Origin of the sequence: Cytobacillus sp. FSL H8-0458 (assembly GCF_038002165.1) — a bacterium.
Classification (GTDB): Bacteria; Bacillota; Bacilli; order Bacillales; family Cytobacillaceae; genus Cytobacillus.
In genome coordinates this window covers 274,493-292,805 of sequence record NZ_JBBOBR010000001.1, presented here as the reverse complement: position 1 = coordinate 292,805, position 18,313 = coordinate 274,493, and the positions used below count along the sequence as shown (strand labels likewise).

General features: G+C 42.3%; 15 protein-coding genes, 1 other RNA gene and 1 other annotated feature. Of the genes, 3 read left to right on the top strand and 13 right to left on the bottom strand.

Annotated features, from left to right (window positions below; translation table 11 throughout):
- Window positions 1-68 precede the first annotated feature (68 nt).
- Together cymR and NYE23_RS01340 are read right to left on the bottom strand one after the other, a co-directional pair.
- Window positions 69-488 carry a cysteine metabolism transcriptional regulator CymR gene (gene cymR, locus NYE23_RS01345; protein WP_009333072.1) on the bottom strand — a complete coding sequence of 140 codons (420 nt, stop codon included), beginning with the start codon at window positions 486-488 and terminating at the stop codon, window positions 69-71.
- Window positions 488-1,174 carry a YczE/YyaS/YitT family protein gene (locus NYE23_RS01340; protein ID WP_341074951.1) on the bottom strand — a complete coding sequence of 229 codons (687 nt, stop codon included), beginning with the start codon at window positions 1,172-1,174 and terminating at the stop codon, window positions 488-490. The genes cymR and NYE23_RS01340 overlap by 1 nt, the downstream gene beginning before the upstream one ends.
- A 244-nt stretch (window positions 1,175-1,418) precedes the next feature.
- On the opposite strand from NYE23_RS01340, the gene NYE23_RS01335 reads away from it, so the two are divergent.
- Window positions 1,419-2,684, top strand: coding sequence for a replication-associated recombination protein A (locus tag NYE23_RS01335; protein ID WP_341074950.1), 1,266 nt, complete (start codon window positions 1,419-1,421; stop codon window positions 2,682-2,684).
- Window positions 2,685-2,726: 42 nt separating this feature from the next.
- Here the strand turns inward: NYE23_RS01335 and NYE23_RS01330 are convergent, their stop codons facing one another.
- Both NYE23_RS01330 and NYE23_RS01325 read right to left on the bottom strand, forming a co-directional pair.
- On the bottom strand, window positions 2,727-3,686 hold the full coding sequence (locus NYE23_RS01330; RefSeq protein ID WP_341074949.1) for an ABC transporter permease: 960 nt from the start codon (window positions 3,684-3,686) through the stop codon (window positions 2,727-2,729).
- Window positions 3,664-4,605 carry an ABC transporter ATP-binding protein gene (locus NYE23_RS01325; protein ID WP_341074948.1) on the bottom strand — a complete coding sequence of 314 codons (942 nt, stop codon included), beginning with the start codon at window positions 4,603-4,605 and terminating at the stop codon, window positions 3,664-3,666. The genes NYE23_RS01330 and NYE23_RS01325 overlap by 23 nt, the downstream gene beginning before the upstream one ends.
- A 176-nt stretch (window positions 4,606-4,781) precedes the next feature.
- Between NYE23_RS01325 and NYE23_RS01320 the strand changes: the two genes are divergently transcribed.
- Complete coding sequence (locus tag NYE23_RS01320; protein ID WP_341074947.1) at window positions 4,782-5,300, top strand: hypothetical protein; 519 nt, start codon at window positions 4,782-4,784, stop codon at window positions 5,298-5,300.
- Between the two features lie 63 nt (window positions 5,301-5,363).
- Here the strand turns inward: NYE23_RS01320 and NYE23_RS01315 are convergent, their stop codons facing one another.
- From NYE23_RS01315 to NYE23_RS01295, 5 genes are all read right to left on the bottom strand, one after another.
- Window positions 5,364-6,125, bottom strand: coding sequence for a tRNA threonylcarbamoyladenosine dehydratase (locus tag NYE23_RS01315; protein ID WP_341074946.1), 762 nt, complete (start codon window positions 6,123-6,125; stop codon window positions 5,364-5,366).
- Window positions 6,126-6,389: 264 nt separating this feature from the next.
- A non-coding RNA gene (gene ssrS, locus NYE23_RS01310) (6S RNA) lies at window positions 6,390-6,577 on the bottom strand.
- Window positions 6,578-6,764: 187 nt separating this feature from the next.
- Window positions 6,765-8,540 carry an aspartate--tRNA ligase gene (aspS, locus tag NYE23_RS01305; protein WP_341074944.1) on the bottom strand — a complete coding sequence of 592 codons (1,776 nt, stop codon included), beginning with the start codon at window positions 8,538-8,540 and terminating at the stop codon, window positions 6,765-6,767.
- A 25-nt stretch (window positions 8,541-8,565) separates the two neighbouring features.
- Window positions 8,566-9,840, bottom strand: coding sequence for a histidine--tRNA ligase (gene hisS / locus NYE23_RS01300; protein WP_341074943.1), 1,275 nt, complete (start codon window positions 9,838-9,840; stop codon window positions 8,566-8,568).
- 95 nt (window positions 9,841-9,935) lie between these two features.
- Window positions 9,936-10,176 (bottom strand) — a binding site (T-box leader).
- A 114-nt stretch (window positions 10,177-10,290) separates the two neighbouring features.
- A complete protein-coding gene (locus tag NYE23_RS01295) occupies window positions 10,291-10,467 on the bottom strand; it encodes a hypothetical protein (protein WP_048010351.1) in 177 nt (58 codons plus the stop codon).
- A 229-nt stretch (window positions 10,468-10,696) separates the two neighbouring features.
- Here NYE23_RS01295 and NYE23_RS01290 point away from each other — a divergent pair, with 229 nt between their 5' ends.
- Window positions 10,697-12,442, top strand: a complete 1,746-nt coding sequence (locus NYE23_RS01290; protein WP_341074941.1) for an SH3 domain-containing protein — start codon at window positions 10,697-10,699, stop codon at window positions 12,440-12,442.
- Between the two features lie 53 nt (window positions 12,443-12,495).
- Here the strand turns inward: NYE23_RS01290 and dtd are convergent, their stop codons facing one another.
- From dtd to recJ, 4 genes are all read right to left on the bottom strand, one after another.
- Complete coding sequence (dtd, locus tag NYE23_RS01285; protein WP_341074939.1) at window positions 12,496-12,936, bottom strand: D-aminoacyl-tRNA deacylase; 441 nt, start codon at window positions 12,934-12,936, stop codon at window positions 12,496-12,498.
- A gap of 14 nt (window positions 12,937-12,950) precedes the next feature.
- On the bottom strand, window positions 12,951-15,146 hold the full coding sequence (locus NYE23_RS01280; protein ID WP_341074938.1) for a RelA/SpoT family protein: 2,196 nt from the start codon (window positions 15,144-15,146) through the stop codon (window positions 12,951-12,953).
- A 293-nt stretch (window positions 15,147-15,439) separates the two neighbouring features.
- A complete protein-coding gene (locus NYE23_RS01275; protein ID WP_035331259.1) occupies window positions 15,440-15,952 on the bottom strand; it encodes an adenine phosphoribosyltransferase in 513 nt (170 codons plus the stop codon).
- On the bottom strand, window positions 15,943-18,312 hold the full coding sequence (gene recJ / locus NYE23_RS01270) for a single-stranded-DNA-specific exonuclease RecJ (protein ID WP_341074937.1): 2,370 nt from the start codon (window positions 18,310-18,312) through the stop codon (window positions 15,943-15,945). Before recJ ends, NYE23_RS01275 begins: the two co-directional genes overlap by 10 nt.
- Window position 18,313 lies beyond the last annotated feature (1 nt).

Genomic DNA, 18,313 nt, shown 5'->3' with positions numbered 1-18,313 from the left:
ATTATTCCACCTACTTCATTTCGTCCTGCTGCTTGTATTTTCCACGAAAATTATTCCCTGATTAAGGCCTAAATATAAAACATATAAGCATCCGATTCTCCGGTATCTGTATGGCTGGCAAGATCTTCAAGCGTTGTGTTATCAAGCACATCTTTCACAGCATCACGAATTCGCATCCATAGTTCTCTCTTTGCAGGCTCCTCATCTTCAATTCCTTCCACTGGACTGATGGGCCCTTCAAGAACTCTGATGATATCCCCGGCGGTAATTTTTGTCGGTTCTTTGCCTAAAATATATCCGCCGTATGCACCGCGGATGCTTTTAACAAGGCCGGCGTTCCGAAGCGGAGCAATAAGCTGCTCCAGATAGTGCTCAGACAGGTCATTCGTCTGGGCAATCGATTTTAACGAAGTCGGACCTTCCCCATGCTTTTTAGCTAATTCAATCATTATAGTTAAACCATAACGGCCTTTAGTAGATATTTTCATCAGCTTGCACCTCTATCCTTTTCTTTAAGCTTTTGATTCCCATATACATCCCTTTCTTTAAGCTTTGCCAAAAATCGGTCAGTTAAAGCCTGGCATTGCGGCAAAGATGAACCGACAATTGGTCCGACTGCCAAACTGAGTACAATGGTGCCCCAAAACACAGGTCCCCCTAACTGCCATCCAACAGTCAGCACAGCCATTTCCATTAAGGCTCTGACATTTCTAACCTTCCAGCCGGTTTTTTCTGTCAATGCAATCATCAGGCTATCCCTCGGCCCAGCTCCGAACTGAGCAGAAATATACAGTCCCATCCCATAGCAATAAACAACTATACCAAAACCAAACATGGCCATTTTCCCCGCCAGCCCATTAGGTGTCTGCATAAACGGCAAAAGCAAATAGGCGTCAATAAACAGACCAATCAGTATCATATTCAAGAATGCACCGGCCTGTGGAAATTCCTTTGAAATCAATGCTGCAGCAGCTAATATGAAGATACCGACAATGATGGACCAGCTGCCTATCGTCAGTCCAAGCTGGTAGTATAGCCCAACATGCAGAACATCCCAGGGGGTTGCCCCTATATCAGCTACTATTAACAAAACAATCCCCAGGCTCATAACAAGCAGCCCTATTAAATAAACCAAAAACCTGGGACCGATTTGCCCTTTATTTTTCAGTAACATAAGCCCAACGCTCCCAGCAAGACCAGCTTTAATATATGAAGATTAAATCCTTAGTAATATTATAGACTTTTGACATTATAGCATATTTTAGGAGGAAAAGGGCGGGCCGGGATTGAACTCGCCGACTGCCGCCTAAATGATTTCGCAGCAGGAAATGTTATGGTATCTTAAATAGAAAGCGAAAGCTTTGCTGAAAATTGATAGGCAGACTGCAGGCTGCCGGCAAAAGGCTGGAGTGATAACTTTGAACATTAAACCTCTTGCATTCCGGATGAGGCCGAGAATGATAGATGAAATCATCGGCCAGGAGCATCTTGTTTCAGAAGGAAAAATTATTTATCGCATGGTGCAGGCTAAGCAGCTCTCATCCATGATTCTGTACGGGCCTCCAGGTATAGGCAAGACGTCGATTGCAAGTGCTATTGCTGGAAGCACCAAATATGCTTTCCGCACTTTAAATGCAGTGACTAATAATAAAAAAGATATGGAAGTGGTAGCGGCAGAGGCAAAAATGTCGGGAAGGGTCATTCTGCTGCTGGATGAAGTCCATAGGCTTGATAAAGGCAAACAGGATTTTCTGCTTCCCTATCTGGAAAATGGCAGCATCACTTTAATTGGCGCCACAACCAGCAACCCATATCATGCAATAAATCCCGCGATCAGAAGCCGGTGTCAAATTTTTGAACTGAAGCCGCTGTCCGCAGATGAAATAAAAAAAGCACTGGCAAGGGCCTTGCAGGATAAGGAACGGGGCCTTGGCAATAAACAAACTGCTTTTACGGATGAAGCACTAACTCATCTGGCCACTGCTTCAAATGGCGATGTCAGAAGCTCGCTTAATGCCTTGGAACTGGCTGTGCTTTCAACAAAAGAGAATGAAGAAGGCATCATAAAGATTGACTTGTCCGTTGCGGAGGAATGCATTCAGCGCAAAAGCTTTACACACGATAAAGATGGGGATGCCCATTACGATGTATTATCCGGTTTTCAAAAGTCTATCCGCGGAAGCGACGTAAATGCTGCGCTTCACTATTTGGGCAGATTAATTGAAGCAGGCGATTTGCAGAGCATAAGCAGAAGACTTCTGGTTATCGCCTATGAAGATATTGGACTGGCATCACCCCAAGCCGGAGCCAGGACTCTCGCAGCCGTCGAAACAGCCGAAAGAATTGGATTTCCGGAAGCAAGGATACCGCTTGCAAATGCGGTCATAGAGCTTAGCTTATCTCCAAAATCCAATTCTGCATACAAAGCTTTGGATTCTGCCATTGCAGATATTCGTGCAGGCAAAAGCGGTGAAGTCCCCGATCATCTGAAGGACGCCCACTACAAAGGAGCAAAAGAGCTTGGAAGAGGCATCGGCTATCTGTACCCTCACGATTATGAAACAGGCTGGGTCAAACAGCAGTACTTGCCGGACAGAATAAAAAACAAGGTATATTATCAGCCTAAGAAAACAGGCAAATTTGAACAGGCATTAGCGTCAGTTTATGAAAAACTCCTTAAATAGCAATAGGTCTGGCAGCGATGCCAGACCTTTTCTTATTTACTTCTAAGCAGAAACATCTCTTTTATTAAATACATAAAATGCAAGCGCCTGGAAAAGCAGGAAGTAGATAAAAATAATCATGATCGAAAATCCAAGCGTCATTCCCTGAACCATTGGCACTCCTTCAAAATATTGAAGAAGATCTGTATTGGCAAAAAGGCTGTACTTTGCCCAATCATACTTCATGGCAATCAGCCTTGTGACTTGTCCTCCCATAAACATCAGAAACAGAGAAAGTCCTATTGCCAGAGAGCTATTCCTGAAAACTGCTGAAATCATAAAAGCCATAGTTGCAAGCATAAGCATATTAATAGATTTAAGGCCATAATAAGCTATCAGATGAAGTCCCATGCTTTGTTCTTCCACTGTTCCATTGTAATAATATAAATAAGGAATTGCTTTTTCAGGCAATCCAAAGAGGAGACTGCCCAGAAGTGCTGAATATCCGAAGAGGAGGGCCAGCAGCATCAGACCGAACAAAATCACGACGATATACTTTGCTCCCAGGATTTTCACTCTTTTAATAGGCCTGATCAAAAGAAGTTTGATGGTTCCCCATGTAAACTCACTCGCCACGATCCCCCCGGCAATGATGATGGTAAACAGGCCGGCAAATTCAATAAGCTGTGAGGTATCGGATACAAATCCCCAGACAGAGTACTCCTCATTCGGTGATATATCATGTTGAATTCGGTATTCATTAAGGGCAATCTCCCTCTGATACTGTTCCTTCATGTCTCTGGGAACCGTTTCCCCCATCTCATCAAGCTGTTTTTGATAGCTTTCGTTTTGAGTCTGCAAACCCCTTTTCCATTCCATATTATCCGGGACTGACCCTCCGCTTTCCTGATATTTTATAAAGGCACCTGCAACAGTCGCCATGATTAAAAGCAGTCCAATCATGACATAAGTCCCCGGACGCCTAAATATCTTCATCCATTCATTTTGAATCAGTCCGAGCATGTTCGGCACCTCCCTTGTACTCAGTAACTTCCAGGAAGCGATCTTCCAATGTTTTGGTAACTTCACGGACAGCAAATATTCTAATATCTGTCCGGACCATCTCCTTTACCATCTCAGGTATGCCTTCACGGACAAGTGGAAGGTACACGCTGTTTTCTGTGACCTGTATAGGCAATTCGGGGTATATACCCTTTAACATTCTTTCTGCTTGATCAGGGTCATCCACTTCCACTTCATAAACTTTTTCTTTTCCCTGTACAAAATCACTGATGTACTGAACATCAATCAATTTCCCGTTTTGGATAATGCCGATTCTGTCGCACATCATTTCCATTTCCGATAATAAATGGCTGGAAACAAAGACAGCCATTTCTCTGTCTCTCGCAAGCATCCTCAGGTGATCACGAATTTCCCTGATGCCTGCCGGATCAAGGCCATTCGTAGGCTCATCCAGAACGAGGATTTTGGGATCATGCAATAGACACTGCGCCAGACCAAGTCTCTGCCTCATTCCAAGTGAGTATGTCCTCACTTTATCATGAATCCGATCTGTCAGGCCTACCAGCTCGACAGTCTCATCAATTTTCTCTTTTGTCACACCTTTTGACATTCGTGCATAATGGATGAGATTTTGATAACCTGACAAAAACTTATACATCTCAGGATTTTCTACAATGGCTCCAATATGGGAAACCGCTTTTTCAAAATCTGTTTTAATGCTGCTGCCTAGAATTTTTATGTCCCCGGAAGTAATGCCGATCAAGCCCACCAGCATTCGTATAGTGGTGGTTTTACCTGCACCGTTTGGGCCAAGGAAACCGAATACCTCTCCCTTTTTCACGTCAAAGCTGACAGAATCAATAATTGTTCTTCCTTTTATCACTTTTGTAACTTCCTGTATTTCTACAAGAGTATCCATGTATTCATCCTCCTCCCAGCTGGAAATGTTTGTCCGTTTTACAGACATCTTTAAGGCCGGGATCAAAATTAGATTTGCTCCTTGCTATTTTACCTTTCACCAGCTGAGAATGGAATATTTTCATCTATTAAGGTGACGATAAGCCTAACAATCGTATTTTCGAGGTGATCAAAGAAATGAAGGAACGGAAAGACTTATGGAAGCCGGAAGAGGATCAATTACTCGAAGAGACAGTACTTGAATACACATCAAATGGCGATTCAAAAGCATCAGCCTTTAAGAAGGCTAGTACGGAGCTCGGACGTACGGTTTCAGCCTGTCAATATCGATGGAAAATGGTCATTACAAAAAGAGAAGATCATGGATCCGAAAAAAGCTCAAGGAATACTGCTGGCACTCAAACACCTGAAACTCCTGATACTGCTCCGCCCGCCAATTTGGCTCAAGTCATAAACTTTTTAAGAAATTTTGCTAAAACACGGCCTGATCCAGATCAAATAAAGGAAAATAAATGTTTGCACGAAGAACAAATGCAATTAAAACTTCAAAATGAACAATTAATTAAAAGGTTGAAGGAAAAAGAAGCGGAATATAAAAATCAGCTTTTGCAATATGAGGAAATGGCAAGCATCCTGAAAGAAGCAGACCAGCTGCTGAAGCATGACAGCATAGAAGAGAAAAGAGCTGTTCATTAATTGGGGCGCGATTTAAGAACATTTTAATGTGCAAAAACCGGCCTGCAGAAGGCCGGTCTCTTTTTAGTCATTTACACGTGCAATTTTTATATCGCTTAAAAGTTCCCTGGTTACATAGCTGGCCATGATTAAACCTGCAACAGAAGGAACAAATGCGTTAGAAGATGGCGGCATTTTGGCCTTTCTGATTTCAGCATCATCTTTTCCAACTGTTTTTCGGACATCTTCCCGGATAACAATCGGGCTTTCATCTGAAAATACAACCGGAACACCTTTTCTGATTCCTTCTTTCCTCAGGCGCGTGCGGATAACCTTAGCAATCGGGTCAGTATGAGTTTTGAAGATATCAGCAATCTGGAACCTGGTTGGATCCATCTTATTTGCAGCACCCATGCTTGAGATCATTGGAATCCCTCTATTCAAGCATTCTTTTATTAGATGAATTTTATAGGCGATTGTATCTGAAGCATCAACTACAAAGTCCAGACCGTAATTAAAGAATTGCTCATAGGTTTCTTCTGTATAAAACATTTTCAAAGCAATAACTTCACAGTCAGGATTGATATCCTTGATTCTTTCTTGCATTAAATCCACCTTTGGTTTCCCGACAGTGGATAATAAAGCGATGACCTGTCTGTTCACATTTGTAATATCAACATCATCTTTATCAACCAGCACAAGCCGGCCAACACCGGAACGCGCCAATGCTTCCGCTGCAAAGGAACCAACTCCGCCGATGCCTAGTACTGCAACGGTACTATTTTTCATTTTTTCGAGGCCTTCTTTGCCAATAGCCAATTCATTCCTGGAAAATTGGTGAAGCATATTTATATCAACTCCATCAGATGTTATTTAATAAGCATGTATTATCTTATACCCGATAATGAATATATCATACTAGAATATTAAAGCAAGTAGTTCTATGGGATTAATTATATTAACATTTTAAGCTGAAATCAAAACTTCTCTCCAATAGTGTTCACAGCGTTATCTTATTTAAAACTTACCTTCTATTCAGCCATCATACTAAAAAGGACAAAACAAAAAATCCATGCCCGCTGGCATGGATTTTCAATATCGTATGTACTAAAGAGTCCCAATCGTGCCGTCGCTGTTGATGCCCTCGTTTTGAACCCGCACTCAGCAGGTGGGTGTCCTGCTTCCTGCGTTTGTAAGTCCTCATCCATGAGGCATTTACGCTGCTGGAAAACTCCGGACTCCCGAAGGAATAATGTTGGTCAAAATTTCAGGTTTTACAACGAACACATCAGGACTCTTTATTTATTGATACGATCATATCACACGATTTCGACTTTTTCAAGCTGATGAAATGCAGCTTATATGGACAAATTATTCACTTCATTCCTTGAAATTAGACAGTCTGCCTAAAAAGTCAGGAGTAAATTCCCGGTTTAACTTTCTGAAAAATGAATTTTTTCTCCCGTTTATCCATTAAATAGGAAATTACTCACTTTTTTTCAAATTAAGTGCTAAGTGCAAATCATTAAGCTGTGACTGGCTGACTTCCCCGGGAGCTTCTGTAAGCACACAGCTCGCACTGGCTGTTTTAGGGAATGCAATTGTATCCCTCAGGTTTGTTCTTCCGGCCAATAGCATTACGAGTCGGTCCAATCCCAGGGCAATACCGCCATGCGGAGGAGTGCCATATTCAAATGCTTCTAGCAGGAATCCAAACTGTTCTACAGCTTCCTCTTTTGAGAATCCGAGAACACTGAACATTTTCTCCTGAACATCTCTTTCGAATATACGCAATGAACCGCCGCCAAGCTCGTATCCATTTAATACAAGGTCATATGCTTGTGCACGGACTTGAGCAGGATCCTTATCAAGAAGATCTAAATCTTCTCTGGCAGGCATTGTAAATGGATGATGGGCTGCATAATATCGGCCTTCTTCCTCATCGTACTCCAGAAGCGGCCAATCTGTAACCCAAAGGAAATTAAATTTGCTGTGATCGATCAGCTCCAGCTCTTTTCCAAGCTTTAATCGCAGAGCGCCAAGTGCATCAGCGACAACATTCTTCTTATCAGCAACAAAGAGGAGCAAGTCTCCTGGTTCTACCGATAAAGCGGAATAGAATGATTTTTGCTCGTCCTCAGTCACAAACTTGGCAATCGGGCCTTTTAATCCGTCATCTTCAGCTTTTAACCACGCAAGCCCTTTTGCACCATAAACAGCTGCAAACTCTGTTAGGGCATCAATATCTTTTCGTGAATACTTTCCTGCACCATTTTTCACATTAATGGCCTTAACCTGACCTTCGGCAGCTACTGCTCCGGCAAACACCTTGAAGCTTGATTCTTTCACTATTTCCGACAGATCCGTTAATTCCATCCCAAAGCGTGTATCCGGCTTATCTGAACCAAAGCGGTCCATGGCCTCCTGATAGGTCATGCGAGGGAATGGAAGCTGGACTTCATGGCCTTTTACTTCTTTCATGACCTTTTCCATCATGTTTTCCATCAGGCCGATGATTTCTTCCTGGCTCATAAAACTCATTTCAATGTCGACCTGAGTAAATTCAGGCTGGCGGTCTGCCCGCAGGTCTTCATCACGGAAGCATCGGGCAATTTGGTAATATCGTTCAAATCCGCCTACCATTAATAACTGCTTAAAAATTTGAGGGGATTGTGGAAGAGCATAGAACTCACCCGGATGCACACGGCTTGGAACTAAATAATCACGGGCTCCTTCCGGGGTGCTCTTCGTTAAGATCGGTGTTTCTACATCAAGAAACCCTTCACTGTCAAGAAATTCCCTCATTGCTTTTGTGACTTGATGACGCATTTTAAAAGTTTCAAACATAACTGGGCGTCTCAAATCCAGATAGCGGTATTTTAAGCGAACATCTTCGGAAACATCCGTTTTATCATCGATGACAAAAGGAGGTGTTTTTGCTTCATTGATGATCGTCACTTTTTCTGCTCTAATCTCAATGCGCCCTGTTTTCAAGTTCTCATTAATAGTGCCTTCTTCACGCGCAATTACTTCTCCCTCTATATCAAGTACAAATTCATTGCGGATTTTTTCAGCCGCTGCAAGAGCTTCCGGGGAAACTTCTGGATTGAATACAATCTGAACAATGCCAGTGCGGTCACGAAGATCCACAAAGATCAGACCGCCCAGATCCCGGCGCTTTTGCACCCAGCCTTTTAAGCTTACTTTTTCTCCTATAGCTTTTTCAGTTACTTCCCCGCAAAAATACGTTCGCCCAAACATACTAATTCCTCCTGTAAACACATGTTTATGATTGATAAAGTGCTGTGAATTTCTCTATAAACGAATCAAGTTCAACCTCTGTTTGCTCCCCTGATTCCATCGATTTTACATTAATTTTATTCGCTTTAAGTTCATCTTCGCCCAGGACAGCAACAAATTTCGCATTTGAACGGTCTGCTGCTTTAAACTGTGCTTTTATTTTTCTGTCAAGATAATCTCTTTCAGCAGAATATCCTGCCATCCGCAGTTTTTGAAGAAGGCCGACTGTGTAATCCTTGGCTTCCTCTCCAAGGGATACAAGGTAGCAATCAATGGTCTTAGCAAGAGGCAGATCGACCTTTTCCGCTTCAAGAGCAGCAATGAATCGCTCTATACTTAAAGCAAACCCAATTCCCGGCGCTTCAGGACCGCCAATTTCCTCAGTGAGGCCATTGTATCGTCCGCCGCCGCAAAGAGTAGTAATGGCTCCGAAACCTTCGGAATCACTCATAATTTCAAAGGCCGTATGATTGTAATAATCCAGGCCGCGAACAAGATTTGGATCGACCGTAAAGTCAATATCCAGGTTTTTTAAATACTTTTGAACCTTCTCAAAGTAGGCTTTTGAATAATCGTTTAAATAATCAATAATGGATGGAGCAGATTTCATAAGTTCATGTTCACGGTCTTGTTTACAGTCCAGGATGCGCATTGGATTTTTCTCAAGACGGTTCTGGCAGTCCTGGCAAAACTCACCAATCCGCGGCTTGAAGTGGTTGACCAAGGCCTCTCTGTGTGCAGTTCGGCTTTCTTTATCTCCCAGGCTGTTCACTATCAATTTAAGCTTTTGCAGGCCCATGCTTTTATAAAGTGACATTGCCAGTGCAATTACTTCTGCATCGATTGCCGGATCAGCACTGCCGATCGCTTCGACGCCGAATTGGACAAACTGGCGGAAACGTCCTGCTTGTGGGCGCTCATAACGGAACATAGGCCCCATATAATAAAGCTTTACAGGCTGGCTTGCATCGCCATGCATTTTATGCTCAACAAACGACCTTACAGTTGAAGCTGTTCCTTCAGGTCGAAGGGTCAGACTGCGGCCGCCGCGGTCTTCAAACGTGTACATCTCTTTTTGAACAATATCCGTTGTATCTCCAACACTGCGAAGAAATAATTCTGTATGTTCGAATATAGGTGTTCTGATCTCTCGATATTGAAACTTCTCACAAAGCTCCCTTGCCTTTTCTTCAATCAATTGCCATTTCTCAACTTCTCCCGGCAGAATGTCCTGCGTTCCCCTCGGTATTCGAATTGACATGAAAATTACCTCCTAATGCAAAATGATGAGTATGTATGAATTTTAGAGCTGCAATCGCAAAAATAAAAAAACCCCCGCCTCCTTGTATATTAAATACAAGGGACGAGAGCCTGTTTTTTCCCGTGGTGCCACCCTAGTTGAAGCCTATGAATAGACTTCCTCTTTTACAGTTAACGCCTGTTAACGTTCAGCTCCTACTAAAGATCAGGCCTTTTTCAGAGAGAAACCTACGAAGTGTTCTTTCGTTAAATCATCATGTGAGAATGCTTTCAGCCGGGCGGCATTCTCTCTCTATTCATGTGGGGTTTAACTACTCTTCTCCATCAATGGTTTATTATCGAAAAGCAGAAACGCCATGGTCTGGCGCTGCAGCTAGACATTTAATTGTTTTGTCATTTTATTTATATTATAATACGGAGCATTTCCGACAATGTCAAGACTAAAAACATGCTATGATCGTTCCAGCCTTTTTTTCAGTTTTCTTACATCCCTGAGAGAAAGTCCAAACTCTGACGCGAGTTCAATCATGTTTGAGTTCTGTTCTTTTTGTATAAAATCATGAAAATCTACCCCGAACAGCTGATTTTCACCAGATTGTGCAGACATCCCTTTTTCTCCAAATCTCATTGTGCTCACCCTTTTTTATGTAGTCTGTTCTATTCTTGCCATTTACAGATGAAATGTTTCATAACGGGACAAATAAAATCCCCAGCTAAAAATGATTGCTGATAAACCGATATTAGAAGGGATATTGAACAAGATGCAGAAGTATTTTAGGACCAAAGTTATCTTGACTGCCGGCACCTTGTTTGTTTTTCTTTTAATAAGGATTTTAATTATGAAAGGAGGCAGCCTGTTGAAAAAAAGAAAGCCACTTATTCTCGTGATATGCCTTATGCTTTTAGCTGGCATATCACAGACGGAAACTCAAGTTAAAGCTGAAAACAGTTCTGTAACAATCACCACCAACAATCTTAACGTCCGTCAAGGACCAGGTTTAAGCTACCCCATTCTGGGACAAGCCCAGAAAGGAGATCAATTTAATGCCCTTTCCCGTGAAGGAGAATGGATTAAAATTAATTTCCAGGGAGAAAATGGTTATGTCGCAAGCTGGCTTGTTTCCAATATGACTTCAAATCAGTCAGGAGAAAAAACGGCAGGTGACAATTCCCAGGCAGTTATCACAACAGATGGCCTTAGGGTGAGAAAGGGTCCTGGTACAAGTTACGGGGTTCTGGGGACTATCCAAAAAGGAACAGCCTATAAGGTCAAGAGCACAGAAGGAAGCTGGGTTAAGATTCAAACACCTTATGGAGATGGATGGGTGGCAAGGGAATTTGTCAAATTCAGCGGCACACGAAAGAAAAATTCATCCAGCAGCAGTCAAACCGGGAAGATCACGGCAAACTCTCTTAATGTGAGAAACAAGCCTTCTCTTCAAAGTGACATCATTGGCAAACTTAATTCGGGGGAGACAGTTGCGGTGCTTTCTAAAAATAACAGCTGGACAGAAATCTCTTTCTCGGGAAATACAGGATGGATCAGCAGCCAATATATTACTGTTCAATCCTCACAATCAGAAAGCAAACCAAAACAGTCATCATCCGGAAAAACCGGCACTGTAACTGCAACCTCTTTAACCGTAAGAAACAAAGCATCGTTAAATGGGAAACCAATTGGTTCAGTTGCCAAAGGCCAAGCTTTCTCCATTCTTGAAGAAGCTGATAATTGGGTAAAGATTGAATTTCAGCCTGGTTCTTATGGATGGGCTGCAAGCTGGTTCATAGACATAACAGCCGAAAAGAATTCCAGCTCATCTCAGCAAAACGTAAACGGCAGTTCTGCAATTATATTACATAACGGATCAAATATTAGAAAAAAAGCGAGTACCCAGTCAGCTGTCGTTTACAGGGCAAATAAAGGAGACAGCTTTGAAATTATCAGTCTGAATAATGATTGGTATGAAATTCGCCTGCCAAACGGCGGAAAGGGTTTTGTAGCCGGCTGGATCGTCACGGTTGAAGGATCCGCACCTGCAGTAACTAAGCCGGGAGCAGAAAAACATTTAAAAAATAAAACAATTGTACTTGATCCAGGTCATGGGGGCCGTGATAACGGGACAACAGGAGCCAGAGGGACACGTGAAAAGGATATTACAATCAGGACCGCTCAATTGCTCGCCGAAAAATTAAGGGCTGCCGGGGCTAATGTCATTCTGACCAGGAGCGGGGATACCTATTTGCCGCTGCCTTCGAGAGTAGGGATCTCACATCATCATAATGCAGATGCTTTTATCAGCATTCATTATGACAGCACTCCGGACCGGACTGCAAGAGGAGCAACAACCTATTACTACCATCCTTTCCAAAAGGAAATTGCAGCCAATATCCACTCCAATGTAACAGCAATGACAAACCTGAGAGATCGGGGTTATAGAGTCGGAGATTATCATGTAATCAGAGAGAACAAACGAAATGCCGTTCTGATCGAACTTGGATACCTGAGCAATCCTGCAGAAGAAGCCCTGATAGCTTCTGCAAAGTATCAGCAATCAGCAGCAGCAGGAATTTATCAGGGGCTTGCACGATATTTTAAGAATTAGCAAAAAGCCCCGGCAATGACGCCGGGGCTTTTTGCATTCATTAATAAAGAGTTTTAATTACTTTCTAGAATTAAGGTTACAGGCCCGTCATTGGTTAATTGGACATCCATCATAGCTCCGAATTTACCTGTTTCCACTTTCAGACCTTTAGCTTCTAAAAACCGGTTGAAAGCATCATAGATTTCCACAGCATGATCAGGCTTTGCCGCTTCCATGAAATTGGGCCGTCTGCCCTTTCGGCAATCTCCATATAATGTAAATTGCGAGACCGAAAGAATTTCACCTTCCTGATCGAGCAGTGATAGATTCATTTTGCCGGCATCGTCTTCAAAGACGCGAAGATTGGCTATCTTATCAGCCAGAAAAGCTGCATCCTCTTCTTTATCTTCGTGGGTGACTCCAACGAGCAAAACAAACCCCTTTTTGATGCTTCCAACGGTTTCTCCATCCACCGTTACGCTGGCCTCTTTGCTTCGCTGCACTACAACTCGCATTCTTTCTGCTCCCTTTAGTTCATAATCCTTCTTACCGCATAAATATCAGGGATTTGCTTAATCCGCTCTACAACCCTTTGAAGGTGGCTTACATTGTGTATAGCAATGGACATATTGATCGTTGCTGATTTGTTTCGGTCCGAACGGCCTGATACAGCTGAAATGTTGGTTTTCGTTTCATTAACAGCCTGAAGAACCTCGTTCAATAAACCTCTGCGGTCATAACCGGTAATTTCAATTTCAACATTATATTCTTTCCGGTCATTTAATGCTGTTTCCCACTCTACCGGGATGAGCCTTTGTTTTGCATCATCCGTTTCGATATTAGGGCAATCATCACGGTGTACAGAGACACCTCTGCCCTTTGTAATAAACCCGACGATTTCATCCCCTGGGACAGGATTACAGCAGCGGGAAAGGCGAATGAGCAGGTTATCAATACCGGAAACCCGGACACCGGATTCGCGCTTTTTAGCTGAAGTAAATGTCTTAAGTTCCGAAACAGCATTTGTAATATCGGAGGTTTGTTCAAGGTCGCGCTTTTTGCGCCATTTTTCTGTAAGCCTGTTGGCAACCTGAAGGGCTGTTACCCCATTATAGCCAACAGCAGCATACATATCTTCCTCAGTAGCGAAATTGAATTTCTCTGCAATTCTTTTGACATTATCAGGTGTCAGGATTTCCTTCAGCTCGAAATCCATATTGCGAATTTCCCGCTCAACAAGCTCTTTCCCTTTTTCCACATTTTCTTCTTTTCTTTGCTTTTTGAAGAACGTCCGAATTCTATTTTTTGCCTGTGAAGTCTGAGCCAGCTTCAGCCAGTCTTTACTTGGCCCATAGGAATGCTTGGATGTCAGAATTTCAATGATATCTCCGGTTTTCAGCTTATAATCCAAGGTTACCATTTTCCCATTCACTTTGGCGCCGATAGTCTTATTTCCTATTTCCGAATGTATCCGGTAAGCAAAGTCAATTGGGACTGATCCGGAAGGAAGCTCAATGACGTCTCCTTTAGGAGTAAAAACAAACACCATATCGGAAAACAAATCAATCTTCAGTGATTCCATGAATTCTTCGGCATTGGCTGCATCATCCTGGAATTCCAGAATTTCACGGAACCAGGTCAGTTTCTCCTCAAAAGAAGAGCCTTCATTCACTCTTTTTCCTTCTTTATAAGCCCAATGGGCAGCAATACCAAACTCTGCAATTCTGTGCATATCCATGGTGCGGATCTGGACTTCCAGAGGGTCGCCCTTTGGTCCGATAACCGTAGTATGAAGTGACTGATACATATTCTGTTTAGGCATGGCAATATAATCTTTGAAACGGCCGGGCATTGGCTTCCAGCAAGTATGAATAATCCCGAGAACCGCATAGCAATCCTTAATGCTGTTAACAACAATGCGTACAGCCAGCAAATCATATATCTCATTGAATTGCTTATTTTGAAGGGCCATTTTACGGTAGATGCTGTAAATATGCTTAGGGCGTCCCGAGATTTCTGATTTAATTGAGACCTCTGACATTCTGCTCCTCATAACATTGATTACATCATCTAAATACTCTTCCCGCTCCGCCCTTTTTTTCTTCATCAGGTTTACAATCCGATAATACTGCTGCGGATTTAGGTACCTCAAGGCTGTATCTTCAAGCTCCCACTTAATCTTGGAGATTCCAAGCCTATGGGCAAGAGGTGCAAAGATTTCAAGTGTTTCATTTGAAATTCGGCGCTGCTTTTCAGCCGGCAGATGCTTAAGTGTCCGCATATTATGAAGGCGGTCAGCAAGCTTAATCAAGATTACACGGATGTCCTGGGCCATAGCCACAAACATTTTCCGGTGATTTTCAGCCTGCTGCTCTTCCTGAGATTTATATTTAATTTTCCCCAGCTTCGTTACACCATCGACAAGCATGGCCACTTCTGAATTGAAGGTTTCTTCGATATTCTCCAATGAGACTTCGGTGTCTTCAACCACATCGTGAAGAAAGCCGGCTGCAACCGTAGATGGATCCATCTCCAGATCAGCAAGGATGCCTGCTACCTGGATCGGATGGATGATGTATGGTTCACCGGATTTTCTATATTGTTCACGATGGGCATGCTTGGCAAACTCGTATGCCTTTTTAACAAGCTCTGCATGCTCATCGTTTAAATATTCTTTTGCCCTGTTGATGACTTGCTCGGCGGTCAGAACTTGATCGTTCGCCATGGAATCACCTTTATCTCCCTGAATTTTATGCAGTTGCATAATATAATTATTTTGAAATTGATAATGAATAACAAGTTATTAAAAAAATTAATATTGCTACTATTATCGAAAAAAAAAGTGAAGATGTAAAGGGATAGACTGTTATTTTTATGGGAATACCAAAAATTTTGTCGTTTTTTGTCCGAATTCCTTTATTCTTTTTCCATAAATGGATTTGGAAGCCCTTTAAATACTATTTTCTTATAAATTAAAAAGAGCGCCATTTCGTCTGGCGCTCTCTTTGTATAAGAAAATTAATACTGCATCAATGTCAGAATGTCATAGTTGTCCAGCTTTTTACGCCCGTCAAGGTATGTTAACTCGATAAGGAATGCAATTCCTGCCACAACTCCGCCAAGTTCTTCAACCAGCTGGATGGTTGCATCAATTGTTCCGCCTGTTGCAAGGAGGTCATCAGTGATCAGGACTCTTTGCCCTGGTTTGATGGCATCTTTATGAATGGTTAATACATCTTTGCCATATTCAAGGCCATAATTAACCTTGACTGTTTCACGCGGAAGTTTACCTTCTTTGCGGACTGGTGCAAAGCCTACACCTAAAGAATAAGCCACAGGGCAGCCGATGATGAATCCGCGGGCTTCAGGGCCAACAACCAGGTCAATTTTCTTTTCGCGTGCATATTCAACAATTTGATCAGTAGCATATTTATACGCTTCACCATTGTCCATAAGTGTTGTAATATCTTTAAATTTAATGCCTGGCTTCGGCCAATCTTCTACAATTGTTATATACTGTTTTAAGTCCATTTTTCTTCCTTTGCCTCCTCAAGTTTTACAGCCCCTTGCATAACTTCATCAAACCAGTCTTTGAGCTGCTGAAAGGATGAATAGAGCAAATCGCTCTCAAGAGTGTATTGTGCCTGTTTAAGCTGATAAGTTCGTGAATCAGCTAAATCCCGTTTAGTGGATGTATGGTTTAACGAAATGACACCATTATTTATTTTAACAAATTCCAATTCAAAAAACACTTGAGACATAAAATCTACCGTCTCCCTGCTCCATCCCTTATGCTTCGCTATATCATTCCCATGACGCCTGATATCAATTGAACCTTTTTTAGCAATCAGTGCAAAATACCATTTAAAATGGTCTCTTGTTGGTATTGTGCTGAAATAGTCACTGTCTTCTTTATAGAAATGAGCATAAACTCTGGCAGGTTTTTTGCCGGAGAAGACCTGTGCAAGGATTTCCTTTGAAGGCGGCAAATCAGCGAGTACAACGTTTGAGCCTTCTAGTTTTATGGATTCTGCATCTTCGGCAGATGTTATTTTCACCATGTTTTCCCCTGCAAATGTCTTATATTTAGAAATATATTCCTCATTAAAAAATATCCAGGTTGTGTTTGCCTCAGGAATGACACTTTGAAGCCTTTCAAGCCGTTTTATACTCCGGATATCAAACAGCTGCCAGGAGTTTACAGCCATATCCTGCAGGAAAATTTGCGGTTTTTTAATATTATTCCATTCATTAATGGATAATTCACCAATAACGGACAGCTTGGAGTATGGTGAAATATGCTCATGCAAATGCCCAAGCCCAAAACCGATGCCATCAAGTGAAGATCCATCATTCTCGATTGTGACTTTAATATGGTTCTGTTCAGATCCGATCTTTCTCATAGCTGCAATATTAGCATCTTTTATCATTACTTTCGGTTTTGCATTCCCCATCCCGAATGGAGCAAGCAGCTGCATCTCTGCAATAGAAGAAAGATTGATATCTTTTAAATGGAAAACCCCATCAATGGAGGTTACAGGAATAAAGTCTTCCTCAGTCAGCTGTTCATTTGCAAGAGTATTCAGTCTGTTTCTCAAATCATCAACCGAATCAATGGATAAAGTCATACCCGCTGCCATCGGGTGCCCTCCAAAGTGAGGCAGGATATCCCGGCATTCAGATAGATTCCTGAACAGATCGAAACCCTCTATACTTCTTGCTGAACCCTTCGCCAGCCCTTTTTCGCTGTCATAACTAAGGACAATGGCCGGTCGGTAAAACTTTTCAACAAGCTTCGAAGCTACTATTCCGATTACCCCGGCGTTCCAGCCTTCTTTCCCAACAACAATAACTGAATTCTCACTGATCGGGAAATTTGTTTCAACCTCTTGAACCGCTTGTGCTGCAATGTCATTGACAATAGCTTGCCTCTCTTTATTCAGCATTTCAATTTCTTCGGCAATGGCTTGTGCTTCATAAGGATCCTTTGTCAGAAGCAAATCCACAGCAGGATCCGCGCTTTCAAGCCTTCCTGCTGCATTGAGGCGAGGGCCGATTGAAAAGCCGATCGTTTCCTCACTAATGGATGGAAGCTCGATGCGTGCGGCTTTAAACAAAGCATTCAAACCTGTATTTTTAGTTGATTTCAGCTTTTGAATCCCGCGCTTGGCAATAAGTCTGTTTTCTCCTGTTAAAGAAACAAGATCAGCAATTGTGCCGATCGCAGCTATTTCCAAAAGGTGATCAGGCATTTCACCATACAGCGCATGTGCAAGCTTAAAAGCTACTCCAACACCGGCAAGTTCCCGAAATGGGTATCTGCTTTCCGGATGCTTAGGATGCACAATGGCCAATGCTTCTGGAAGCTCAGGGCCGGGCTCATGGTGATCTGTAATGATCAAATCCATTCCAAGCTCTTTTGCAGCTTTCGCTTCATTTACAGCAGAGATTCCAGTATCTACAGTAATAATTAAACGGATGCCGGTTTCGGCTGCATGTTCAAAAGCTGGGATATTTGGTCCATAGCCTTCAGTAAAACGATTCGGTATGTAGAATTGGACGTCAGCACCGAGATCTCTAAGTGCCATCATCATGACAGAAGTGCTAGTCACACCATCCGCATCATAATCACCAAAAATTAAAATAGGTTCCTGTTTTTCAATAGCTTCTTTTATTCTGGAAACAGCAATTGACATATCTGTCATTAAAAAAGGATCATGAAATTCCTGCTCATTATCTATCAGAAAATACCGTGCTGAATCAACGGTATCCATTCCGCGATTAATTAACAGCGATGCTGCAAGAGGAGAAATATTCAGTTCCTTTGAAAGCCGCTGCACTTTATCCTCCTGTGTTTGCCGAACAATCCATCGCGTTCTTGACTGTAACATA